Origin of the sequence: Sphingopyxis sp. MC1 (genome assembly GCF_000371385.1) — a bacterium.
Taxonomy (GTDB): Bacteria; Pseudomonadota; Alphaproteobacteria; order Sphingomonadales; family Sphingomonadaceae; genus Sphingopyxis; species Sphingopyxis terrae.
Genome location: NZ_AOUN01000003.1, coordinates 332,309 through 355,636 on the forward strand (window position 1 = coordinate 332,309; position 23,328 = coordinate 355,636).

23 protein-coding genes are annotated in these 23,328 nt (G+C 66.0%); 11 read left to right on the top strand and 12 right to left on the bottom strand.

The window, feature by feature from the left end:
* Positions 1-110 precede the first annotated feature (110 nt).
* The 3 genes from EBMC1_RS05420 to EBMC1_RS05430 form a co-directional block, all read right to left on the bottom strand.
* On the bottom strand, positions 111-2,300 hold the full coding sequence (locus EBMC1_RS05420; protein WP_003041764.1) for a M3 family metallopeptidase: 2,190 nt from the start codon (positions 2,298-2,300) through the stop codon (positions 111-113).
* A gap of 186 nt (positions 2,301-2,486) precedes the next feature.
* Positions 2,487-2,807, bottom strand: coding sequence for a hypothetical protein (locus EBMC1_RS05425; protein ID WP_003041765.1), 321 nt, complete (start codon positions 2,805-2,807; stop codon positions 2,487-2,489).
* Between the two features lie 87 nt (positions 2,808-2,894).
* On the bottom strand, positions 2,895-3,764 hold the full coding sequence (locus EBMC1_RS05430; RefSeq protein WP_003041768.1) for an SMP-30/gluconolactonase/LRE family protein: 870 nt from the start codon (positions 3,762-3,764) through the stop codon (positions 2,895-2,897).
* A 344-nt stretch (positions 3,765-4,108) separates the two neighbouring features.
* On the opposite strand from EBMC1_RS05430, the gene EBMC1_RS05435 reads away from it, so the two are divergent.
* The 4 genes from EBMC1_RS05435 to EBMC1_RS05450 all read left to right on the top strand — a co-directional run bounded on the left by EBMC1_RS05435 (position 4,109) and on the right by EBMC1_RS05450 (position 7,851).
* Positions 4,109-5,263, top strand: a complete 1,155-nt coding sequence (locus tag EBMC1_RS05435; protein ID WP_003041771.1) for an acyl-CoA dehydrogenase family protein — start codon at positions 4,109-4,111, stop codon at positions 5,261-5,263.
* Positions 5,264-5,315: 52 nt separating this feature from the next.
* Entirely contained in the window at positions 5,316-6,485 is a 1,170-nt protein-coding gene (locus EBMC1_RS05440) for an acetyl-CoA C-acetyltransferase (RefSeq protein ID WP_003041773.1), read from the top strand.
* Between the two features lie 144 nt (positions 6,486-6,629).
* Positions 6,630-7,412: an SDR family NAD(P)-dependent oxidoreductase gene (locus EBMC1_RS05445; RefSeq protein ID WP_003041777.1), complete on the top strand. Its 783-nt coding sequence runs from the start codon at positions 6,630-6,632 to the stop codon at positions 7,410-7,412.
* A gap of 1 nt (position 7,413) precedes the next feature.
* The gene (locus EBMC1_RS05450) at positions 7,414-7,851 is read left to right on the top strand and encodes an acyl-CoA thioesterase (protein WP_003041779.1); all 438 of its coding nucleotides are present in this window, start codon (positions 7,414-7,416) and stop codon (positions 7,849-7,851) included.
* Between the two features lie 49 nt (positions 7,852-7,900).
* Here EBMC1_RS05450 and gmk read toward each other — a convergent pair whose 3' ends face one another.
* Complete coding sequence (gene gmk, locus EBMC1_RS05455) at positions 7,901-8,563, bottom strand: guanylate kinase (RefSeq protein ID WP_003041782.1); 663 nt, start codon at positions 8,561-8,563, stop codon at positions 7,901-7,903.
* Between the two features lie 61 nt (positions 8,564-8,624).
* Here gmk and EBMC1_RS05460 point away from each other — a divergent pair, with 61 nt between their 5' ends.
* Positions 8,625-9,179, top strand: coding sequence for a DUF2585 domain-containing protein (locus EBMC1_RS05460; protein WP_003041785.1), 555 nt, complete (start codon positions 8,625-8,627; stop codon positions 9,177-9,179).
* A 24-nt stretch (positions 9,180-9,203) separates the two neighbouring features.
* Here EBMC1_RS05460 and EBMC1_RS05465 read toward each other — a convergent pair whose 3' ends face one another.
* The 4 genes from EBMC1_RS05465 to EBMC1_RS05480 are packed head-to-tail and all read right to left on the bottom strand — an operon-like array spanning position 9,204 to position 11,796.
* Positions 9,204-9,566 carry a hypothetical protein gene (locus tag EBMC1_RS05465; protein WP_156000983.1) on the bottom strand — a complete coding sequence of 121 codons (363 nt, stop codon included), beginning with the start codon at positions 9,564-9,566 and terminating at the stop codon, positions 9,204-9,206.
* Between the two features lie 22 nt (positions 9,567-9,588).
* Complete coding sequence (gene fumC, locus EBMC1_RS05470; protein ID WP_003041790.1) at positions 9,589-11,004, bottom strand: class II fumarate hydratase; 1,416 nt, start codon at positions 11,002-11,004, stop codon at positions 9,589-9,591.
* Positions 11,001-11,312, bottom strand: coding sequence for a hypothetical protein (locus EBMC1_RS05475; protein ID WP_003041793.1), 312 nt, complete (start codon positions 11,310-11,312; stop codon positions 11,001-11,003). The genes fumC and EBMC1_RS05475 overlap by 4 nt, the downstream gene beginning before the upstream one ends.
* Before the next feature lies 1 nt (position 11,313).
* Entirely contained in the window at positions 11,314-11,796 is a 483-nt protein-coding gene (locus EBMC1_RS05480) for an SspB family protein (RefSeq protein ID WP_003041795.1), read from the bottom strand.
* Positions 11,797-11,893: 97 nt separating this feature from the next.
* Between EBMC1_RS05480 and hisB the strand changes: the two genes are divergently transcribed.
* The 5 genes from hisB (at position 11,894) to EBMC1_RS05505 (ending at position 15,874) form a co-directional block, all read left to right on the top strand.
* Positions 11,894-12,481, top strand: coding sequence for an imidazoleglycerol-phosphate dehydratase HisB (gene hisB / locus EBMC1_RS05485; protein ID WP_003041798.1), 588 nt, complete (start codon positions 11,894-11,896; stop codon positions 12,479-12,481).
* A 9-nt stretch (positions 12,482-12,490) separates the two neighbouring features.
* Positions 12,491-13,099, top strand: coding sequence for an imidazole glycerol phosphate synthase subunit HisH (gene hisH / locus EBMC1_RS05490; protein ID WP_003041800.1), 609 nt, complete (start codon positions 12,491-12,493; stop codon positions 13,097-13,099).
* Positions 13,087-13,833: a 1-(5-phosphoribosyl)-5-[(5-phosphoribosylamino)methylideneamino]imidazole-4-carboxamide isomerase gene (gene hisA, locus EBMC1_RS05495; RefSeq protein ID WP_003041803.1), complete on the top strand. Its 747-nt coding sequence runs from the start codon at positions 13,087-13,089 to the stop codon at positions 13,831-13,833. The genes hisH and hisA overlap by 13 nt, the downstream gene beginning before the upstream one ends.
* 145 nt (positions 13,834-13,978) lie before the next feature.
* Positions 13,979-14,743 (top strand): imidazole glycerol phosphate synthase subunit HisF, encoded by a 765-nt coding sequence (gene hisF, locus EBMC1_RS05500; RefSeq protein WP_003041806.1) that lies wholly within the window; start codon positions 13,979-13,981, stop codon positions 14,741-14,743.
* 48 nt (positions 14,744-14,791) lie between these two features.
* Positions 14,792-15,874 carry a calcium:proton antiporter gene (locus EBMC1_RS05505; protein ID WP_003041808.1) on the top strand — a complete coding sequence of 361 codons (1,083 nt, stop codon included), beginning with the start codon at positions 14,792-14,794 and terminating at the stop codon, positions 15,872-15,874.
* A 45-nt stretch (positions 15,875-15,919) separates the two neighbouring features.
* On the opposite strand, the gene EBMC1_RS05510 is transcribed toward EBMC1_RS05505, so the two are convergent.
* Entirely contained in the window at positions 15,920-17,056 is a 1,137-nt protein-coding gene (locus tag EBMC1_RS05510; protein ID WP_003041811.1) for a beta-ketoacyl-ACP synthase III, read from the bottom strand.
* A gap of 195 nt (positions 17,057-17,251) precedes the next feature.
* Between EBMC1_RS05510 and EBMC1_RS05515 the strand changes: the two genes are divergently transcribed.
* Entirely contained in the window at positions 17,252-17,803 is a 552-nt protein-coding gene (locus EBMC1_RS05515; RefSeq protein WP_003041814.1) for a hypothetical protein, read from the top strand.
* Positions 17,804-17,812: 9 nt separating this feature from the next.
* On the opposite strand, the gene EBMC1_RS05520 is transcribed toward EBMC1_RS05515, so the two are convergent.
* Genes EBMC1_RS05520 through EBMC1_RS05530 form a run of 3 tightly spaced genes read right to left on the bottom strand, consistent with a single transcriptional unit; the run spans position 17,813 to position 23,254 of the window.
* Positions 17,813-19,036, bottom strand: coding sequence for a TolC family protein (locus EBMC1_RS05520; protein WP_003041816.1), 1,224 nt, complete (start codon positions 19,034-19,036; stop codon positions 17,813-17,815).
* Complete coding sequence (locus tag EBMC1_RS05525) at positions 19,033-22,143, bottom strand: efflux RND transporter permease subunit (protein WP_003041818.1); 3,111 nt, start codon at positions 22,141-22,143, stop codon at positions 19,033-19,035. Before EBMC1_RS05525 ends, EBMC1_RS05520 begins: the two co-directional genes overlap by 4 nt.
* Before the next feature lies 1 nt (position 22,144).
* Positions 22,145-23,254 carry an efflux RND transporter periplasmic adaptor subunit gene (locus EBMC1_RS05530; RefSeq protein WP_003041821.1) on the bottom strand — a complete coding sequence of 370 codons (1,110 nt, stop codon included), beginning with the start codon at positions 23,252-23,254 and terminating at the stop codon, positions 22,145-22,147.
* Between the last annotated feature and the right edge of the window lie 74 nt (positions 23,255-23,328).

The window sequence follows — 23,328 nt, forward strand, 5'->3', positions numbered from 1 at the left end:
ATGGGGCGGGTCTATCGGCGCTGGTGGCAGGCCTCCGGTCGTCTCTGTCGTGGACAGCGGACAAACAAAGGGGGCACGGCGGCCCCCTTTGCTCCCCGGTTTTCGTCTGATTATTCGCCGGTCGGGAACCCGCGGCGTTCGAGCAGTGCCTTCACGTCGGGGTCGCGGCCGCGGAAGGCGCGATAGGCTTCGGCGCGGTCGGTTTCGTTGCCCGTCATCAACAGGATCGTCCGGAACTTGTCGGCGACGCTGCGATCCCACGGCCCGCCCGCTTCCATGAAGGCAGCCCAGGTGTCGGCGTCCATCGTTTCCGACCAGAGATAGCTGTAATAGCCCGCCGAATAAGCGTCGGAACTGAACAGATGGCCGAACTGCGGCAGGCGGTGCCGCATGACGATTTCCTTGGGCATACCGATTTCCGCCAGCGTTTCGCGTTCGAAAGCATCGACGTCGGTCACCGGCACCTTGCGGTCGTGCAGCTTCATGTCGACGATCGCGCTCGCCAGATATTCGACCGTCTCGAACCCCTGGTTGAACTTGCTCGACGCGATGATCTTGTCGACCAGCGCCTGCGGCATCGGCTCGCCCGTCTTGTAGTGCGTGGCGAATTTCGACAGCACTTCGGGCGTCATCAGCCAGTTTTCGTTCACCTGGCTCGGATATTCGACGAAGTCGCGCGGTACCCCGGCAAGCGCCGGATAATATACTTGCTGCAACAGATAATGGATGCCGTGCCCGAACTCGTGGAACAGCGTCGTCGCATCGTCGAGGCTGACCAGCGTCGGTTCGCCGTTCGCGCCTTCGGTGAAATTATTGTTGTTCGACGCGAGGACATTGCGTTCGCCGCCGAGGCCCTGTTCGCTGCGATAGGTGGTCATCCAAGCGCCCGAACGCTTGCCGTCGCGCGCAAAATTGTCGAGGTAGAGGACTCCGACATTCTTGCCGGTCTTGAGGTTATAGACCTCGAACGTCTTCACCTTGGGATCGAAGACCGGGATCGTGCCGGTGTTTTCGCGGAAGCCCAGATCATAGAGCCGTCCCGCCGACCAGAACATCGCGTCGCGCAGCTTGTCGAGCTGGAGGTACGGCTTCACCTCGCTTTCATCGAGGTCGTATTTCGCCTTGCGGACCTTCTCCGCATAGAAGCGATAATCCCACGGTTCGATGGTGATCTTCGGCCCCTTGCCCGCCTTTGCCTCGGCGTCGGCGATCGCCTGCATATCGGCGACCTCTTCATGCACGCGCGCGACCGCGGCGGGCCAGACCTTCATCATCAGCGCCATCGCATTCGCGGGCGTCTTCGCCATCGTGTCGGCCATGCGATAGTCGGCGTGCGTCTTGAAACCGAGCAGCTCGGCGCGCGCCTGGCGCAGCTTGAGGATCTCGGCGATCGTCGCATTGGTGTCGTTGGCATCACCATTGTCGCCGCGATTGACGAAGGCGCGCCACACCTTCTCGCGAAGCGCGCGGTTGGTCGCATTCTGGAGTACCGGCTGCGCCGACGAGCGGGTGTTCTTGATCGCCCATTGGCCGGGCTTGCCCTGCGCTTCGGCTGCGGCGGCCAGCGAAGCCACGAAGCCAGCGGGCAGCCCGTCGAGTTCGGCCTTGTCGGTGACGAAGATGTACAGTTTTTCGTCGCCGAGCAGCTTCGACGAGAAGGTCGAGAACAGCCCTTCCAGCTTGGCATTCATATCGACCAGCTTCGCCTTGTCGGCGGGCGACAGATTGGCGCCGTCGCGGACCATCTCGTCATAGCTGCGCTCGACAATGCGAATCTGCTGGGCGTTGAGCCCGCTGGTCAGCCGCGTGTCATACACCGCCTTGTAGCGTGCGAAGAGTTTGGGATCGAGGAACAGCTCGGTATAGAATTTGGTGAGCTTCGGGCTCCATTCGGCGTCGATATCCTCGACGCGGTCGTTCGACTTGTTCGACGTCTGCACGCCCCACATCGCGAAGACGCGGTCCATCGTCTCGCCGGCAAGCTGCATCGGAACATGCGTGTTCTCGAAAGTCGGCGCGGCGGGATTGTCGATCACCGCCTGCACATCGGCCTTCACCTCGGCCATCCCCTTTTCAAAGGCGTCGGGGAACAGGTCGGGGTCCAGCTTGTCCCAAGGCGGCACCCCTTCATAGGGACCGGTCCACGGGGCGAGCAGCGGGTTCGCGTCGGCCGGGGCGGAGGCGGGCGCCTTGGCGGTGGGTTCGGCGGCAATGCTCATCTGGCTATAACCCATCATCAGCGCGGTCGATGCAAGCAGCATCGACAAATGACGGACAGGGCGGGGCGCGATACGCGACATCTGTTATCTCCCGGGGGCTTTGGTTTCGGACGAAACCATGTCGGGAGGTGCCTTAACCCGATAAGGCGGCAGCGCGCAAGCCGAGGAGATCAAGCCCGGCGGACGCTCGAGTTGTTGCGGGAATGACCGGGATGGGGGTGGGGCGGACCTAACAATCGAGGTGCAAGGACCGACGGTTTCGTCTGGCTAATAAGCCTTCGTATGACGCTCGCTTTGATGGTTGGGCCCAAAAATCTTCGCGAGCAGGGCGATCCTGGCGGCCTCATTGGGAGCAACGACGTGACAATCGTCTGAATCGCCGGCCACTGCTGTGTAACCAATGCCTCCGAGTTTAAACTCGGAGGCCTTCGCGAACACCATATTCTTGACGCTACCCATTTCCACACCGAGGGTTTCCTTCAAATATTTGAGAAAGCGTGGATAATTACGAACGTCAAAGCGGAGAAACATGACATATCGCTTCTCGCCGCTGGCGAATGTGAATGTCTCTGCCAAAGGCTCCGGCACGTCAAAATCCTTTCGGGCGGCTGGTGATATTCTGACGCTCTGTCATGCGCATCGCAACCGGTCGCTTCCTGCCCAATCGCGCGCGGCTTACCCGCCAAAGCCCGGCTGGACGATTCCCGGCACATCGACGCGGAAGGTGAAGAGGCCGCCGGCGTGCGGCTGGGCCGCGCGCGCATCGTCGGACAGGTCCTTGCCCGCGCTGGTGACGAAGGCGGTGCGCAGGTCGGCGCCGCCCAGCGCGACCATCGAGGGACGTTGGACGGGCATCTCGACCGTCTGGAGAATCTCGCCGGCGGGCGACAGGCGCACGACGCGCCATCCGTCCCACAGCGCCGACCAGTAACAGCCCTCGGCATCGACCGTTCCGCCGTCGGGGCGACCCTTGCCCTGCTCGAACTGGTGAAACAGCCGGCCGTCGCCAAGCGCGCCGGTCGCGGGGTCGACCGCATAGGCGTGCAGCGCATGCGTTGGCGTGTCGGCGTGATAAAAGGTGCGGCCGTCGGGGCTGAAGGCCGCGCCGTTGCTCGTCAGCAGCCCGCCGAGCATCGGGGTCAGCGCCCCGTCGGGGTCGAGGCGTAACAGCATTGCGCCCGGATTGGACTTGTCGCGCGTCACGCTGCCGACCCAGAAGCGGCCTGCGGCATCGACGCAGCCGTCGTTGAAGCGCTGTTCGGCGATGCCTGCCAGCACCGCGGGGCCGAAGGCGCGTGGCACCCCGCCCCACGCGTCGATCAGGGCGCAGCCGTCCTTAAGGCCCATGACCAGTCCGCCGCCCGCGCGCGGCGCGACGCAGCCGACGGGCTGGTCGAGCTGCATCGTTTCGGTCGCGCCGGTCGCGGGATCAGTGCGGTGGATGCGATGCGCATCGATATCGACCCAGTAAAGGCGTGCTTCGGGGGCGTGCCAGCGCGGCGATTCGCCGAGCAACGCCTGCGCATCGAGAAGGAGATCGACCATCGCAGCGGCTTAGCGCGGCGCGGCGGCGCTGCCCAGCGCCCGCAAACCTATTCGGTGCTCGATCCGATGATGGAACAGCCGAGTCGGGGCAAATTCCGTTCATCGTCCCTGACTTGATGCGGGGTCGATTCTTGCCGCGTGGGGCGCATGGGTCCGATATCCAGTCCGGGGCCACGAGACGGTGGGCGGCTTCGCCTGCGTTTTATGCCGTAACGGCATTTCTACTTGACGTGGACGTAAACGTAAGGTCCATTAGCAAGCGAAGGACGTGCCCCGGCGCGGCCCCGTTTCGCGCGCACCGGCTCCCCGAAATCGTCCGGACGCGCTCAGGGAAAGGAAGAAGGATGTCGCTCGATAATCTGTCGCGCACCGCTTACACCGACGATCATGAGGCGTTCCGCGCGACGGTGCGCCAGTTCCTTGAAAAGGAAGTCGCGCCCAATCAGGCGAAATGGGCGGAGGACGGCATCGTGCCGAAGGATCTGTGGCCCAAGGCGGGCGAGCTGGGCCTGCTGTGCCCCACCGTTCCCGAAGAATATGGCGGGCTGGGCCTCGACTTCGGCTATAATGCGATCGTCGACGAGGAAAGCGCCTATTACGGCCGCGTCACCACCGGCTTTTCGCTTCAGTCGGATATCGTCACCAACTATATCGTCCGTTACGGTAGCGAAGAGCAGAAGAAGCATTGGCTGCCCAAGATGGTGTCGGGCGAAGTGGTCACCGCGATCGCGATGACCGAGCCGGGTACCGGCAGCGATCTTCAGGGCATGCGCACGACCGCGAAGAAGGATGGCAATCATTATGTCATCAACGGGTCGAAAACCTATATCACCAACGGCCAGAATGCCGACCTGGTCCTGGTCTGCGTCAAGACCGATACAGAGGTGCAGCCCGCGTGGAAGGGCGTGTCGATCGTGCTCGTCGAAGCCGATCGCGACGGTTTCCAGCGCGGCCGCAACCTCGACAAGATCGGGCAGGACGAAGCCGACACGTCGGAGCTTTTCTTCAACGACGTCCGCGTGCCAATCACCAACTGCCTCGGCGAAGAGGGGCAGGGGTTCATCTATTTGATGAGCGAACTGCCGCAGGAACGCCTGTCGATCGCCGTATCGGCGCAGGCCTCGGCGCAGCGCGCGTTCGACGACACGGTCGAATATACCCGCGACCGCAAGGCGTTCGGCAAACCGATCCTCGATTTCCAGAACAGCCGCTTCGTCCTCGCCGATCTGAAGGCAAAGCTGCAGGTCGGCTGGGCGCACCTCGACTGGGCGCTCGCGCGGCATCTGAAGAAGGAACTCACCCCCGAAGAGGGCGCAGCGGCGAAGCTGTGGCACACCGATCTTCAGTGGGAAGTGATGGACAAGTGCCTCCAGCTCTTCGGCGGCGCGGGTTATATGAACGAATATCCGATCGCCCGCGCCTGGCGCGCGGCGCGCGTGACGCGCATCTTCGGCGGCACGAACGAGATCATGAAGGAACTGATCGGGCGCAAGCTTTAATCCCGTCGCCCCCGCCTTCGCGGGGGCGATGATAATCGGAAAGGAACTCTCCATGGCCACAGCCTATATCGTAGATGCCGTCCGCACCGCCGGTGGCCGCCGCGGCGGCAAGCTCGCCGGTGTTCACCCTGTCGACCTCGGCGCCGCGGTCTATGACGCGATCGCCGACCGCAACGACTTCGACACGTCGAAAATCGACGATGTCATCACCGGTTGCGTCAGCCAGGGCGGCGAGCAGACGATGGATCTCGGCCGCAATGCCGTGCTCGCCTCGAAGCTGCCCGACTCGATCCCCGCGGTGACGATCGACCGGCAGTGCGGATCGTCGCAGCAGGCGATGATGTTCGCCGCGCAGGCGGTGATGTCGGGCACGCAGGATATCGTCCTCGCCAGCGGCATCGAAAGCATGACGCGCGTGCCGATGGGCAGCGTCGCGACGCTGTTCATGAAGGAAGGGCTCGGCAATTATAAGTCGCCGCGGCTCGAGGAGAAATATCCCGGCATCATGTTCAGCCAGTTCATGGGCGCCGAAATGATCGTCAAGAAGCACGGCTTCACCAAGGACGACCTCGACGCCTTCGCGCTCGAAAGCCACCGCCGCGCCCGCGTCGCGACCGAGGCGGGGCTGTTCGGCAATGAAATCGTCGGGATCGAGGTGGAGACGCCCGAAGGGCCGCAGCGCCACACGGTCGACGAGGGGATTCGCTTCGACGCGACGCTCGAAAGCATTGCCGGGGTGAAGATCCTGCAGGAAGGCGGCACCATCACCGCCGCGACCAGCTCGCAGATCTGCGACGGCGCGTCGGCCGCGCTGATCGTGTCGGAACAGGCGCTCAAGGATCATGGGCTGACCCCGCGCGCGCGCATCCACCATATTTCGGTGACCGCGGGCGACCCGATCATCATGCTCGAAGAGCCGCTGTTCGCGACCGAAAAAGCGCTGAAGAAGGCCGGCCTGCGGATCGAGGACATCGACGCCTATGAAGTGAACGAGGCGTTCGCGCCGGTTCCGCTCGCCTGGCTCAAATATCTCGGCGCCGATCATGCGCGGCTCAACCAGCATGGCGGTGCGATCGCGCTCGGCCACCCGCTCGGCGCCAGCGGCACCAAGCTGATGGCGACGCTGCTCGGCGTGCTCGACGCCACCGGCGGCAAATATGGTCTTCAGACGATGTGCGAAGGCGGCGGCCAGGCCAACGTCACCATCGTCGAGCGGCTTTGAACATTGAACAACCGTTCGTCCTGAGGAGCCATTGAGCTTGCCGAAATGGCGTCTCGAAGGATGCTGCGTTGCAGCCCTTCGAGACGGAGCTTCGACAGGCTCAGCCCTCCTCAGGGCAAACGGAACAAGGGAAGGAAAATTAGAATGAAACTCGATTCCACCGTATCCGCCGTCGTCACTGGCGGCGCTTCGGGCCTTGGTGCCGCCACCGCGCGCGCGCTTGCCGCGAAGGGCGTCAAGGTCGCGATCTTCGATCTGCAGGCCGAAAAGGGCGAAGCGCTTGCTGCCGAACTCGGCGGTGTCTTCTGCGAATGCAATGTCACCGACGATGCGTCGGTCGATGCCGCCTTCGAAAAGGCGCGCGCCGCAATCGGTCAGGAGCGTATCCTTGTGAACTGCGCCGGCACCGGCAACGCGATCAAGACCGCAAGCCGGTCGAAAGAAGACGGCAGCATCAAGCATTTCCCGCTCGATGCCTTCAACTGGATTATCCAGATCAACCTTGTCGGCACCTTCCGCTGCATCGCCAAGTCGGCGGCGGGCATGATGACGCTCGACCCGATGGAAGATGGCGAACGCGGCGCGATCGTCAACACCGCGAGCGTCGCGGCCGAGGACGGTCAGATCGGTCAGGCGGCCTATTCGGCGTCGAAGGGCGGCGTCGTCGGCATGACCCTGCCGATCGCGCGCGACCTTGCGGCCGAGAGCATCCGCGTCAACACGATCCTGCCGGGCATCTTCGACACCCCGCTGCTCGGCGCCGCGCCGCAGAATGTCCGCGATGCGCTCGCGGCATCGGTCCTCAATCCGAAGCGCCTCGGCAACCCGACCGAATATGCGGGTCTCGCGCTGACGATGATCGAAAACGGCTATTTCAACGGTGAGGACGTGCGCCTCGACGGCGGCATCCGCATGGGTCCGCGCTGATATGCCGAAACCGGAAAGCTGGCGGCTCGATGCCGCCAGCTACCCTGTCCACCTCGATCTGCAGACGCGTTTCCAGGACATGGACATCAACGGTCACCTCAACAATGTGGCCTTTGCGGCACTGTTCGAAAGCGGCCGCGTGCTGCTGAACCGCGAAATCCGTCCTTGGGAGGAGCGCCCGGCGAACGAGCGCACGATGGTCGCCGCGGTCGAGATCAACTATCTGGGTGAGGGCAATTTTCCCGACCCCGTCGAGATCGCGACCGGCATCGGTCGCCTCGGCACCTCGAGCTGGACGATCGTGCAGGCGATGTTCCAGAACGGTCGCTGCATCGCGACCTGTGATACGGTCGTGGTGTGCCGCACCGACGGCGCTGCCAAGCCGCTGCGCGCTGAAATGGTGAGGGAACTGGAAGCGAAGCTGGCGCGGGCGGGTTGACGTAACCCTCGACAGCGTCGCCCCCGCTAAGGCGGGGCGACGAGCCCTGCTAAAGCGTCGGATCCGCCTCGGGTACCGAGCGGATCAGGTCGCGGGCGAAGCCGATCAGGCCGATCTGGCGGCGGCGCTTCAGCCGCTCGGCACGCAGGATTGCCTTCACTTCCTCGAAACAGCCTTCGACATCATCGTTGATCAGCACATAGTCATAGCCGTCCCAGTGGCTGATCTCGTTCGCCGCGCGTGCCATCCGCGCCGCGATCACTTCGTCGCTGTCGGTGTTGCGCGCGCGCAGCCGGCGTTCGAGCTCCTCCATCGTCGGCGGCAGGATGAACACCCGCACCACGTCGGGGCCGGCTTCCTGATAGAGCTGCTGCGCGCCCTGCCAGTCGATATCGAACAGCACGTCCTTGCCCGCGGCAAGCAGCTCCTCGACGCGGTCGCGCGGGGTGCCGTAGCGATGGCCGAAGACATGCGCCCATTCGAGGAATTCGCCGTCGGCGGCCATCTGCTTGAACGTGTCGACGTCGACGAAATGATAATCGACCCCATCCTGCTCGCCGGGACGCATCGGCCGCGTGGTGGCGGAGATTGACAGCGCAATGTCGCGGTCGCCCGCGAGCATCTTTTTGGAGATGGTGGTCTTGCCTGCACCCGAGGGCGAGGAGAGGACGAACAGGACGCCGCGGCGGTTGAGGTGGACGCTTTCAGCCATGGGCGCTAATTGCCCGAGCGGGGGCGGCGGTCAAGCGGGAAGGAATACAGGGATGCGGGGAATGTCGCGCACGGGCTGGCTGGTGGCGGTGGGGCTGCTCGGCCTGCTGGCCGCGATCCTGATCGCGATGGGGCGCCCGCCGATCTGCCCCTGCGGCACGATCAGCCTGTGGCACGGCACCGTCCAGTCGAACCAGAACAGCCAGCAGATTTCCGACTGGTACAGCTTCAGCCATATCATCCACGGGTTCATCTTTTACGGCCTGTCGCGCTGGCTGATGCCGCGCGCGCCGCTGTGGACCGCACTCGCCGTCGCGATCGGGATCGAAGGCGCATGGGAGATACTGGAAAATTCGCCGGTCATCATCGACCGCTACCGCGAGGTTACCATGGCCTATGGCTATGCGGGCGATTCGGTGCTCAATTCGGTCAGCGACGCCGCCTTCATGATCGCCGGCTTTCTGGCGGCCAGCCGGATGCGCTGGTGGGCGACCGTCGCGCTCGCGCTCGCCTTCGAACTCTTCACCCTGTGGGCGATCCGCGACAATCTGACGCTCAACATACTAATGCTGGCCTCACCGATCGAGGCGGTGAAGGAGTGGCAGGCGGGCGGATAGCGCCCGCCGCTCGGTGCCTGCCGCTCAGTGGATGGCGGGGCGCGGCGCCTTTTCGTCCACCGGAATTGCCGGCGGCAGGGCGTCGCCCAGATCCTGGCCGTCGGTGTGGACGATCCCCGCATAGGGATCGACGACGCCTTCCTGCGCGAGCGCGCTGTCGGCGCGATGCGCGGCCTCGGCCGCCTGCCGCGCTTCGGCACGGTCGGCCCATTTCTTGGTGAGATAGGCCGCCGCAGCGGTCGCGGCGAGCGCCGCATAGCGCTGCGGGAACATCCGCCGCGCGACGAACAGCGTCCCGGCGCCGATCACCGCGCCCGCCATCGTATGATTGCCTTTCCTGCGGCCGATCGCGCTTCCGATCACGCCGCCGATGATCCGTCCCATCATCTTCATATCCTTCCTCCCCCTATCAATCCCCGGCGGGCGATTCGGGTTCCGGGCCGAGCATGTGCCGCGGGTCGACGACACGGTCGAAGGTCGCAGCGTCGACATAGCCGAGGTCGAGCGCCGCCGCGCGCAAGGTCGATCCCGTCTCATGCGCATGTTTGGCGATCTTCGCAGCCTTGTCATAGCCGATTTCGGGCGCCAACGCCGTCACCAGCATCAGCGATCGGTCGACAAGCTCGGCAATACGTTCGCGATTGGGTTCGATTCCGTCGACGCAGCGCGCCGCAAAGCCCTCCATCCCCGTCGCGAGCAGATCGATCGAGCGCATCACATTGGCGCCGATCAACGGTTTGAAGACATTGAGCTCGAGATGCCCCTGCATCCCGCCGACGGTCACCGCCTGATGATTGCCGATCACCTGCGCCGCGACCATGGTCAGCATCTCGCACTGGGTCGGATTGACCTTGCCCGGCATGATCGAACTGCCCGGTTCGTTCGCGGGCAGGTCGATCTCGCCCAATCCGGCGCGCGGCCCCGATCCCAGCAGGCGAATGTCGTTGGCGATCTTGGTCAGCGCGACCGCCAGCGTGTTGAGCCGTCCCGACAGATCGACCAGCACGTCGTGGCTCGCCAGCGCCTCGAACTTGTTAGGCGCGCTCCTGAAGCCGATGCCGGTGATCGTCGCCAGCTCGGCCGCGATATCCTCCCCAAAACCCGCCGGGGCATTGAGCCCGGTGCCGACCGCGGTCCCGCCCTGCGCAAGCCGGGTGATGGCATGTTCGACCATCGGCTCGGTGCGCGTCCGGCACAGGCGGAGCTGCGCATAATAACCCGAAAACTCCTGCCCCAGCGTCAGCGGAGTGGCGTCCTGCAAATGGGTGCGGCCGATCTTGACGATATCGTCCCACGCCTTCGCCTTCGCGAGCAGCGCGTCCATCAAACGGTCGAGCGCGGGCATCAGCCGGTGCGTCATCGCCAGTGTCGCCGCGACATGCATCGCGGTCGGGAAGCTGTCGTTCGACGACTGGCTGCGGTTGACGTCGTCATTGGGATGCACGGGCGATTTGCCGCCGCGCTGGCCCGAGAGTATCTCATTGGCGCGCCCGGCGATCACCTCGTTGACGTTCATGTTCGACTGGGTGCCGCTGCCGGTTTGCCAGATGACGAGCGGGAACTGGTCGTCGTGGCGACCCTCCGCAACCTCGCGCGCCGCAGCCTCGATCGCGTCGGCCTTTTCGGCGGACAGGCCGTGCCGACGGTTCACCCGCGCCGCCGCCTGCTTGACCAGCGCGAGCGCATGGACGATCTCGATCGGCATCCGCTCGCGCGTGCCGAAGGGGAAATTCTCGATCGAACGCTGCGTCTGCGCGCCCCAATAGGCGTTCGCCGGGACCGCGATCTCGCCGATGCTGTCGCTTTCGATCCGCGTGTCGCTCATCCGATCAATATCCTCGTCACCGCCACCGCGCCGGCCCAGATCAGCGCGACCAGGCCCAGAAACTGCCAATAGCCGCCTTCGCCGATCCGTCGCCGGAACCAGGCTGCCGCCGCCCAGACGATCAGCAGCGCCGGGGTCAGGATCAGCAGGCTGAAGCGCAGCAGCCCGTCGGCGATCGCATCGCCGACGCCGCTTTCGAAGCGGGCATAGCCCTCGACACCCCACCAGAAGGCGGCGGTCAACACCAGCATCCCGGCGAGTGCCCAATATTGCCAGAAGCGGCTGGGGGGCCAGTTGGGGCCCGCCATCCTATCGTTTCTTGCCGAAATCCACCGTCACGACATTCGATCCGTCCTCGACCGCAACGTCGGGGCGGTCGTTATCGGCTTCGTCATGCGGCTCGGGCTGCTCCAGCTCGTCTTCGCTGACCTGGAACTGCAGGCCGAAATCGACCGACGGATCGACGAAGGCGGTGATCGCGGCATAGGGGATGACCAGCGTCGAGGGCGTCTGGTTGAACGACAGGCCGACGCTGAAAAGATCCTCTTCGACCTTCAGATCCCAGAAGCGGTTCTGGAGGACGATCGTCATTTCGTCGGGGAATTTCGCGACCAGATGCGCCGAGATCGATACGCCCGGCGCCTGCGTCTTGAAGGTGATGTAGAAATGATGCTCGCCGGGCAGATGGTCCGACCCCTCGATTTGCGAGAGCACGCGGCCGACCACGGCGCGCAGCGCATCCTGCACGATTTCGTCATAGGGAATCAGGCTGTCGCGAACGTCATCACTCATGGCGGTGGGGGATGAACGGACGACGGGCGCGGGTCAAGGGGGGTCTGTCGGGCAGAGTCGCCTTGCAACGCGAAAATTAGGCTCTAAGGGGCATGCCATGCGAACCGCCACCGTCCAGCGCACGACCAAGGAAACGGATATCGCGATCGCCGTCAACCTCGACGGCACCGGCGACTATTCGGTGTCCACCGGAATCGGTTTCCTCGACCATATGGTCGAACAATTGTCGCGCCATTCGCTGATCGACATTTCGATGACCGTGAAGGGCGATCTGCACATCGACCAGCATCATACGGTCGAGGATTCGGCCCTCGCGCTCGGCGAAGCCGTGGCGAAGGCGCTCGGCGACAAGCGCGGCATCGCCCGCTACGGCGAAGCCCATGCGCCGATGGACGAAACGCTGACTCGCTGCATCCTCGATATTTCGGGGCGCCCGCACTGCGTCTGGAAATCGGCCTTCTCGCAGCCGCGGCTCGGCGAGATGGATACCGAGCTGTTTCCGCACTGGTTCCACAGCTTTGCCCAGACCGCAGGGATCACGCTGCACATCGAAACCCTTTATGGCGAGAACAACCACCATATTGCGGAGAGCATGTACAAGGCGCTTGCCCGCGCGCTGCGTGCCGCGGTCGAGATCGACCCGCGCAAGGGCGACGCGATTCCGTCGACCAAGGGTGTCCTTTAGGGGCTGTCCATGAGCGCCACTGCCCTGATCGACTATGGCGCGGGCAATCTTCGCTCGGTGCATAATGCGCTCGTCGCGGCGGGCGCGGACGATGTTGCCGTCACCGCCGATCCCGATGTCGTGGGACAAGCCGACCGCATCGTGCTGCCGGGTGTGGGGGCCTTTGCCGCGTGCATGAACGGGTTGGCGGCAATTCCCGGCCTGATCGAGGCGATGGAGCAGCGCGTTCGCGGCGAGGGTGCGCCCTTCCTCGGCATCTGCGTCGGGATGCAATTGCTCGCCGATGCGGGTGAGGAGCATGGGCGGCACGAAGGGCTCGGCTGGATCGGCGGAACGGTGCGCGCCTTCACGCCGGCGCCGGGACTGCGCATCCCGCACATGGGCTGGAACGATGTCGTGCCGAGCTTCGCGCATCCGGTGCTGGCTGCGGGCGAGGCCTATTATCTGCACGGCTATCATTTCGCCGACGCGGCGCATGTCGCGGCGACGAGCAGTCATGGCGACCCTTTCACCGCCGCGGTGGCGAAGGACAATATCGTCGGCGTGCAGTTTCACCCCGAAAAGAGCCAGGCCTATGGCCTCGCGACCCTCGAAAGATTCCTCGCATGGCGCCCGTAGATTCTGGCCTGATCCTCTTCCCCGCGATCGACCTCAAGGGCGGGCAGGTGGTGCGGCTCGCCGAGGGCGATATGGCGCGCGCGACCGTCTATGGCGACGATCCGGCGGCGCAGGCACGCCTGTTCGCGGACGCGGGCGCCAGCCATTTGCACGTCGTTGATCTCGACGGCGCCTTCGCTGGTGAAAGCGTCAACGGCGCGGCGGTCGAAAGCATCGTCGCGGCCTTTCCGGGCAAGGTGCAGGTCGGCGGCGGTATCCGCGATCGCGTGGGCGTCGATCGCTGGCTCGCGCTCGGGGTGGAGCGCGTCATCATCGGCACCGCGGCGCTCAAAGACCCCGATTTCGTCAAATCGGCCGCGCGCGACTTGCCGGGCCGGATCATCGTCGGCGTCGATGCGCGCGATGGCATGGTCGCGACCGAAGGCTGGGCGGATGTCTCCGACGTGCGCGTCGAGGATCTGGCGCGGCGCTTCGAGGATGCCGGCGTCGCCGCACTGCTGTTCACCGACGTCGGGCGCGACGGGCTGCTCAAGGGCTGCAACGTCGCCGCGACCGTTGCGCTGGCGCAGGCGGTCGCCATCCCGGTGATCGCGAGCGGCGGCGTCGCGGATATCCGCGACATCCACGCGCTGCGCCCGCACGTCGCCGATGGAATCGAAGGCGTGATTACCGGTCGCGCGCTCTACGACGGCCGCCTCGACCTCGCCGAAGCGATCGCGGCGGGGCGGGCGTGACAAGTCTCTCCCCAATCCGCATCCCCGAGCGAAGTCGAGGGGCATTGCCGAGCGAAGTCGAGGCTGCCGCGGATCGGTTCTCGCTGCGCTCGAACGGGCCCCTCGTCTTCGCTCGGGGATGCGGAGAAAATTATGGGGGTGTGTCGTGACCGTCCGCGTTCGCGTGATCCCCTGCCTCGACGTCGCTGATGGGCGCGTCGTGAAGGGCGTCAATTTCGTCGACCTGCGCGACGCCGGCGATCCGGTCGAAGCCGCGCGCGCCTATGACGCGGCGGGCGCCGACGAGCTTTGCTTCCTCGACATTTCCGCGAGCCACCAAGGGCGCGGCACGCTGCTCGATATGGTCGCACGCACCGCCGAAGTCTGCTTCATGCCGCTGACCGTCGGCGGCGGCGTGCGCAGCGCCGACGATGCGCGCGCGCTGCTCCTCGCGGGCGCCGACAAGGTCGCGGTGAACAGCGCCGCGGTGGCGCGCCCCGAACTTGTCGCCGACATCGCCGACCGTTTCGGCAGCCAGTGCGCGGTCGGCAGCATCGACGCGCGCCGCGTCGCCGAGGGGCGGTGGGAAATCTTCACCCATGGCGGACGCACCCCGACCGGGGTCGATGCGCTTGCCCATGCGGTGCGCCTTGCCGAACTGGGCGCGGGCGAATTGCTCGTCACCAGCATGGACCGCGACGGGACCAAGGACGGCTATGACCTCGCGCTCACCCGCGCGATTGCCGATGCGGTGTCGGTGCCGGTGATCGCATCGGGCGGCGTCGGCACCCTCGACCATCTGGTCGCCGGCGTGATCGAAGGCGGCGCGAGCGCGGTGCTCGCGGCCAGCATCTTCCATTTCGGCGAAGCGACGATCGCCGAGGCGCATGCGCGGCTCGCCGCCGCAGGGCTGCCGGTGCGCGCGCATTGATGTCCTGAAGGACTGGCGCTGAGGCCAAGCGGCTGCAATAGAAAGCCGATGACAGCCAAGCTCCGCCTCGCCGACCGTGTTAACGACCTGCTGCCGATCCTCGGCTTCGGTGCCGCGATCGCCAGCCTGGCGATGCCGCTCAATCCCTTTCTGGTCGGGGTAATCCTGGCCGGCTCGGTGATCGCCGCGGTCCATCATGCCGAAGTCGTCGCGCACCGCGTCGGCGAACCCTTCGGGACGCTGATCCTCGCGCTGGCGGTGACGGTGATCGAGGTGGGGCTGATCCTTACGCTGATGCAGGCCGAGCCCGAAAAGGCGGCGACGCTGGCGCGCGACACGGTGTTCGCGGCGGTGATGGTGATCATCAACCTGCTGATGGGGCTTTGCCTGCTCAGCGGCGCGATCCGCCATCACGAACAACGGTTCCAGCGCACCGGCATGGGCGCTGCGCTGGCGACGCTCACCGTGCTGACGGTGGTGACGCTGGTGCTCCCCAATTTCACCTCGAGCGCGCCGGGACCGCGCTATTCGGCAACCCAGCTCGGCTTCGTCGCGGTGGTGTCGCTGATCCTCTATGCGACCTTCGCGCTCGTCCAGACCGTTCGCCACCGCCATTATTTCCTTCCCGATGGCGAAGCGCAGGACGAACCCGACGCCCACGCCGCCCCGCCATCGGCGCAGCGGATGTGGCTGTCGCTCGCCCTGCTCGTCGCGTGCCTGTTCGGGGTCGTGCTGCTGGCGAAGGCGCTGTCGCCGGTGATCGGCGCGCTGCTCGCCGAAGCGGGCGCGCCGCCGGCGGTGCTCGGCGTTCTGATCGCGGCGCTGATCCTCGCCCCCGAAGGACTGGCAGCAGTACGCGCGGCAAAGGCCGATCGGCTGCAAACCAGCCTCAACCTCGCGCTCGGATCGGCGCTGGCGACGATCGGGCTGACCATCCCGGCGGTCGCGATCCTGTCGATCGCCACCGACATGCCGATCAGCTTGGGCCTCGATGCCAAATCGACGGTGCTGTTGTTCCTCTCGCTGATCGTCGCGTCGCAGACGCTGGCGAACGGGCGGACGACCGTGCTGCAGGGCACGATCCACCTGATGCTGTTCGCAATCTATCTGTTCACGACCTTCGTGCCTTAAGCGGTTCCGTCGCCCCCGCCTTCGCGTAAGCGACGATTTTGGCGGTCACGTCTTGCGAACGAACACCGTACCCGCCGAATAACCGGCGCCGAACGAACAGATCAGCCCGGTATCACCCGCCTGCATATCGTCGTGGTTCAGGTGATAGGCGATGATCGACCCGGCGCTTGAGGTATTGCCATAGGTATCGAGTACGGTCGGGCTTTCGTCGGCGCTCGCCTCGTGCCCCAGCACCTTGTGCGCGATCAGGCGGTTCATGTTGGTGTTCGCCTGATGCAGCCACAGGCGGCGCATGTCGGCGCCTTGCAGGCCGAGTTTCTCCATTTCCTCAACGATCATGGCGGCGACCATCGGCACGACTTCCTTGAACACCTTGCGGCCCTCTTGGACGAACAGCTTGTCGGTCTTCGGACCCGACTGGTCGATGGCGCCATGGGCGCGGTTCAGGAAGCCGAAATTGTTGCGGATATTGTTGGAGAAAACGGTCTTCAGCCGGGTACCTAATATGTCCCAATGCCCCGCCGGCGCGATAGCCTTGTCCTCGACCAGAATCGCGGTGGCGACGTCGCCGAAGATGAAATGGCTGTCGCGGTCGCGCCAGTTGAGGTGGCCCGAACAGATTTCGGGATTCACGACGAGCACGCTCCTTGCGTGCCCCGCACGAATATAGTCGGCCGCGGTCTGGATGCCGAAGGTTGCCGAGGAGCAGGCGACATTCATGTCGAAGGCAAAGCCGTCGATGCCCAGCGCCTGCTGAATCTCGATCGCCATCGCAGGATAGGCGCGCTGCATGTTCGACGCCGCGCACAGCACCGCATCGACGTCGGCGGCATCGCGGCCGGCGCGCGCCAGCGCGTCCTTTGCGGCCGCCACGCCGATTTCGGCGAGGATCGACAACTCGTCATTGGTCCGCTCGGCAAGCCGCGGCGCCATATGCTCGGGGTCCAGAATACCCGCCTTGTCGACGACGTAGCGCGACCCGATGCCGCTCGCCTTTTCGATGAATTCGACGCTCGATTCAGCGAGTTCGTCTGTCTCGCCCGCTGCGATCGCCGCGGCATTTTCCCTATTGTGCAGCGCAACATACCGGTTAAAACTGGCGACAAGTTCTTCGTTGGTGATGCGTTCGGCGGGGGTGAAGAGGCCGGTGGCGGAAATGACCGGCTGCGGTGCGTGCGACATGGTTGTCCCTGCGTGTCTTATGGTCTGATGACACGCTGATTAGGCCCGGTCGCCGCGCGGCGCAACGCCCCACAAGCGAAGCTGAACGCACGCCGACGTCATGGTTAACCGGCCACTAACCATTTTGGTGGCAGACTGTTCGATGCAAGCCTCCGGGGGGACGGCTCCCCGGGGTGCGCAAGCGGGAGCATGACCATGGCGACGCGTTCGGGACCGGCATCCGGCGATTTGTCCCTCGCCGAAATCAAGGAATTTGCGGGCTTCGCTGCGGGGACGCAGCGCTATATTCGCCGCTCGCTCGATATCGGGCTCGAGCGTGACGATGCGATCGCGCGCTGGTCGCGCGACATGGTCGAAGAAACCGCAATCCGCGTCCAGGCTCGCGTCTATCAGCGGCTGGGCGACATTCGCACCCATATTCCCGAGGACAGCGGGCTCGACGCGCTCGAAGGCTTTATGGCGCCGCTCGTTGCGGTATCGGCCTTCGATCTGGGGCAGGACCGCCTGCCGACCTTCGCCGCCTATCGCTTTCTCTACGAACGCCTGCTCGGCGCGCACGCGCGGCCGTGGCTGCCCGGCGCTTTCTGCGCCGCGGCATCGCTGCCGCACCTGCACCCCGACAAGCGCAAGCTGCTGCTCCAGTCGATCAGCGAAGCCGCCGCTACCGCGCCCGGCTGGTCGGCGCGCGAACCGAGCTTCTATCCCGAATGGATCGAAAAGATCGACGTGACGAAACCGGCCAATTAAACGCCCGGCCTATTCGCTGATCCACAGATTGTGGCTGTCGATGCGCAGCCGGGTGATGTCGCGCAGCGCTTCGGTGCGGGCGATCGTTTCGGCGCGGAACGCCGCGTGCGTCTGGCGCTCGCCGAGCAGGACGTCGGCGAGATCGATCGCATCCAGATCCTGCCCGCGGCGAAGCTTGGCGAGCGCCGCCATCTGCGCCGCGCGCGCCTGATCGGCGCGCTGCCACGCCGAATAGGCGGCAGCGGCGCGCGACAGGTCGCCGTCGGCCATTTCCTGCACATCGAAACGGACGGCGTTGAGCTGCGCCGCCGCGGCCTGCGCCTCGGACGCGGCGCGCGCCGCCATGGCGCCGCGGTGATTGCCGCCGATCGGGATCGTCACGGTCAGACCCGCGCCGCGTTCGGCGCCGCTGCGTTCGCTGAACAGCCGGAGACCGACGGTGGGATCGGGAATCCGGTCCTGCCGCCCGCGTTCGGCGAGCGCACCAAAGCGCCGCGCCTCGGCATCGGCGGCCGCGATTTCGTGGCTGCGTTCGATGACCTGATCGCGCATCCGCGACGCCCCGGCGGGATCGAAGGTCGGCGTGGCGAGCGTCGGGGCCTCGACGGGCAGGGCGACGCCCGGAAATTGCGCGGCAAGCCGGGCCCGTGCCAGATCGGCGCGCCCCGCCGATTGGGCCGCGAGCAGGCGCGCCTCCGCCAACGCGGCTTCGGCCTGATCGGCCTCGAGCTGCGGCGCGTCGCGCAGATCGACCCGGCGGCGCACGATCCGGACCAGCGTCGCGTAATTTTCGACGCCCTGCGCATCGACGGCGGCCTCGGCGCTGGCGCCGACCCAGTCCCACCACATGGCGTTGAGCAACAGCGCGGCCTGATGCCGGGCATCTTCGAAATGATTGGTGGCGGCTTCGACGCCCAGCGCGCCGGCCTTGCGGTCGAGCCGCGCCTTGCCCGGCAGACGCACGGGACGCGCCAGGATCGCGTCATATTCGTTGAAGCGCCCCTCGCGGTCGATGCTGCGGCTGACATAGCTGCCGGTGACGCTGAACTCATAAGGTCCGGCTTCGAGCGCGCGCTTCTCCGCCGCCGCAACATCGACACGCGCCCTCGCCGCGATGACCGAGGGATGGGCGTCGAGCGCTTCGCGCACCACCGCTTCGGGCAACAGTCCCGGCTCGGCGGCGGCAGGCGGCGTCAGGGCCAGGCTGATGGCAAGGAACAGAAGGCGGGTCATGCAGAGGCTCCGGCGGGATGGTCCTGATCGCCGGCGCCGCGCTCGGCAGCGCTTTCGCCGAAGCGTTCGTACAGGATGGGCAGCAGGATGAGCGTGAGCAGCGTCGCCGTCACCAGCCCGCCGATAACGACGATGGCAAGCGGGCGCTGGATTTCCGAACCCGGACCCGACGCGAAGAGCAGCGGGACGAGGCCGAAGGCGGCGATGCTCGCGGTCATCAGCACCGGGCGCAGGCGCCGTGCGGCGCCCTCGCGCACCGCCTGATGCAGCGGGACGCCGCGTTCGCGCAGCTGACGGAAATAGCTGACCATGACGAGCCCGTTGAGCACCGCGATGCCGAGCAGCGCGATGAACCCGACCGAGGCGGGAACCGACAGATATTCGCCCGATAGCGCGAGCGCGATCATCCCCCCCACCGCCGCAAAGGGTATGTTGACGAGGATCAGCGCCGCCGCGCGCAGCGAGCGCAGCGTCAGATAAAGAACGACGAAGATCATCAGCACCGCGATCGGCAGCACGATCATCAGGCGCGCGGCCGCCCGTTGCTGATTTTCGAACTGGCCGCCCCAGACGATACGATAGCCGGGCGGCAGCTTTACATGCTTGCCGATATCCGCCTTTGCCTCCTCGGCATAGCCGACAAGGTCGCGGCCGCTGACGAAGGCCTGCACGAGCGCGAAGCGCGATCCATTTTCATGTTCGAGCTTCACCGGCCCCGCGACCTGCGCGATCGCCGCGACGTCGCTGGTGCGAAGGAGGGTGCCGGCGGGGGTGCGATAGAGACGGTCGGTGTAGCTTTGCGCGTCCATGCCGTCGCCGCCTTCGCCGCGGATAACCACGGGAATCCGGCGCGCGCCCTCGGCGATCGTGCCGGCGCGGACGCCCTCGACATCGGCGCGCATCATGTCCTGCAGCATGTCGACGGGCATTCCCGCCCGCCCTGCGGCCATACGATCGATGTCGATCTGCAGATAATCGACGCTGTCGTTGGCGACCGTCATCGCCTCGCTCGTCCCGCGGATCGTTTCGAGCCGACCCTGGATCGCGCCCGCGAGCCGGGCCAGTTCCTTGAGGTCGGGGCCGAATAATTTGATCGCCAAGTCGCCGCGCGCACCGGTGAGCATTTCGGAAACGCGCATCTCGATCGGCTGGGTGAAGCTGGGCTCGATCCCCGGAAAATCGGCGAGCACGGCGCGAATCCGGTCGTTGAGCCAGTCCTTGTCGGCAAGGCGCCATTCGGACCGCGGCTTCAGCTTCAGAAAGCTGTCGGTCTCGTTGGGGCTCATCGGGTCGAGGCCGAGCTCGTCGCTGCCGACGCGCGCGATCACGCTGGTGACTTCGGGCACCTGTTCGAGGATCGCGCGCTGCACCTTCATGTCGCCCGCGGCGCTATGCTCGATATTGATGCTCGGCAGCTTGGTGAGCTGAACGATCGTCGACCCCTCGTCCATCGTCGGCAGAAAGGTCTTGCCGGTCACGGTATAGGCGACCCCGGCGAGCAGCAGGCCGATCGCGGATATCCCGGCAACGGTCCGGCGGTGGGCAAAGGCCCAGTCGAGCGCCCGCGCGTGACGCGGCGCCACGAAGCGCATCAGGCGCGGTTCGCGGTGGCCGTCCTGCTGCTTCAGGATGAAATAGGCGAGCACCGGCACCAGCGTCAGCGACAGGACCAGCGCCGAAAGCAGCGCGAGCACGATGGTCAGCGCGACGGGCGCGAACAGCTTGCCCTCCAGCCCCTCGAGCGTGAGCAGCGGCAGGAACACGAGCGCGATGATAAGGAGCCCCGAGGCGACCGGCATCGCGACTTCGGATGCCGCGACGAACACCGCATGCAGCTTGCCCATCCGGCGATGCCTGGGATCGGACAAGCGCTCGACGACATTTTCGACGACGACCACGGCGCCGTCGACCAATATGCCGACCGCGATGGCAAGGCCGCCGAGGCTCATCAGATTGGCGGTCAGTCCGATCGCCCGCATGAAGATGAAGGTCAGCAGCGCCGCCATCGGCAGCGCGAGTGCGACGATGACCGACGCGCGGACATCGCCCAGAAACAGCAGTAGCAGGATGACGACGAGGATCGTCGCTTCGATCAGCGCCTTCTCGACCGTCCCGACGGCGCGTTCGATGAGGTCCGACCGGTCGTAGAAGACATCGACGCGCATCCCGGGCGGCAGGCTGGGCTGGATTTCCGCGAGCCGCGCCTTGACCCCTTCGACGACCTTCGACGCGTCGGCGCCGCGCAGCGCGATGACCAGCCCCTCGACCGCCTCGCCCTTGCCGTCCTTCGTGACCGCGCCATAGCGCGTCAGATGCCCGGCGCGCACCGCCGCGACGTCGCCGACGCGCACGACGCCGCCATCCTGCGACCGCACCACGACCGAGGCGAGATCGTCGAGCGTGCGGATCGCGCCGACCGAGCGCACGATCAGCGCTTCGTCGCCGATCTTGAGCCGGCCCGCGCCGTCGTTGCGATTGCTCGCCTCGATCGCCGCGCGCAGATCCTCGACGCTCAGCCCCGCCGCCGCCAGCGCGCCATTGTCGGGGCGCACCTCGAAGGTTTCGGCAAAGCCGCCGAGCGCGTTGACATCGGCAACGCCGGGAACGGTGCGCAGCGCCGGGCGGATGATCCAGTCGAGCACCCGCCGCTTTTCGGTCAGATCCTGCGGCCCCTCGAGCGTGAACATATACATGTCGGACAGCGGCGTGGAGATCGGCGCCATCCCGCCCTCGACCGTCGCCGGCAGGTCCCCCGCGACATTCGACAGCCGCTCCGCGACCTGGCTGCGCGCCCAATAGATGTCGGTACCGTCCTTGAAATCGATCGTGATGTCGGCGATCGCATATTTGGCGACCGAGCGCAGGTTCGCCTGATCGGGGATGCCCAGCATCTCCATCTCGATCGGCGTGATGACGCGGCTCTCGACCTCCTCGGGGGTCATGCCCGGCGCCTTCAGGATGATCTTGACCTGCGTCGAGCTGATGTCCGGAAAGGCATCGATCGGCAGATTGGCGAAGGACCAGGCCCCGATCCCGCCCAAGAGCAGCGCGGCACCGATGACGGCGAGACGCAGTGCGAGCGCCTTTTCGACGAGTTTGCCGAGCATCCTATTCGCCGCCCAGCACGGCCTTGAGTTCGGCGATTGCCGAGGTTGCGACGCGTTCGCCGGGCTTCAGTCCGGCGGTTATCGTCGCGCTGGCCCCGACACGGCTGGCGATGGTGACGGGGCGCAGCGCGAAGCCGTCCGTCCCCTTCACGAAAACCGCATCCCTGTCGCCGACCCGTGTCAGCGCGGCAGCGGGGATGCTCGCCCCGGCGACGGGCTGAACGCCGCCGAGGATCGCGACGACCGACTTGCCGCTGACCAGTGCGGGTGCGGCGTCGAGGCGTGCCTTTGCCGTCAGCGCGCGCGTCGCGGGGTCGATCGAGCCGCCGACGGCGATGACGCGGCCCGTGGCGGGCGCGGTGCCGGGCATCCGGACTTCAACGGGTGTGCCCGGATGCACCGCGCCCGCGAGCCGTTCGGGGATTTGCAGATCGAGCATCAGCCGCGCCGTATTTTCGACGATGAAAGGCGCGCTGAGGCCGCCCACCGGGCCGCCCGCCTGCACATTGACGGCAGCGATCCGGCCGCCGATCGGCGCGCGCAGCGTCATCATACCGCTGCCGTCGGCATTGGCCTGCGCGAGAATGCGGCGGTTTTCGGCGACATTGACTTCTGCCTCGCGCAGCGCGGCGCGCGCCTCGTCGGCGCGGGCGCCCGCGACAATGCCTTCCTTGGCCAGCTGACCGGTGCGGCCCGCCGCGGCGCGGGCAACCTCCAGCTGCGCCTGCGCGCGCGCCTGCGCCGCGCCATATTGGACAGGCTCGGCGGCGCGGATGCTGGCGAGCGGTTGACCGGCGACAACCGCCTCGCCCTCGACGACAAACAGCCGCACCGCAATCCCGTCGAATGGCGCGGTCACCGCGACCCGCGCATCGGGGGGCAGCGATACGGTCGCAGGGACCGCGCCAAGCTCGGCACTGCTGGCGGCCGCCGCGACTGCGGTCGCGATGCCGAGCTTCTCGATCTGTCGGGCCGTCAGCTTGCCCGGCGCCATGGCCGCTTCGCCGCCGTCGGGCGCAGGCGGGGGCGCCTCCTTCGACCACCAGAGGGCTCCGGCACCCGCCGCGAGGGCGAGCGCTGTCGATGCGGCGATAAGGGCTTTCCTGTCCATGGCCGCCCTCTGCCAAGCGAGTCTGACGCCAGCCTGACATTTTGTCAGTGTCGCGTCAGGCAATTGCGCTAGGG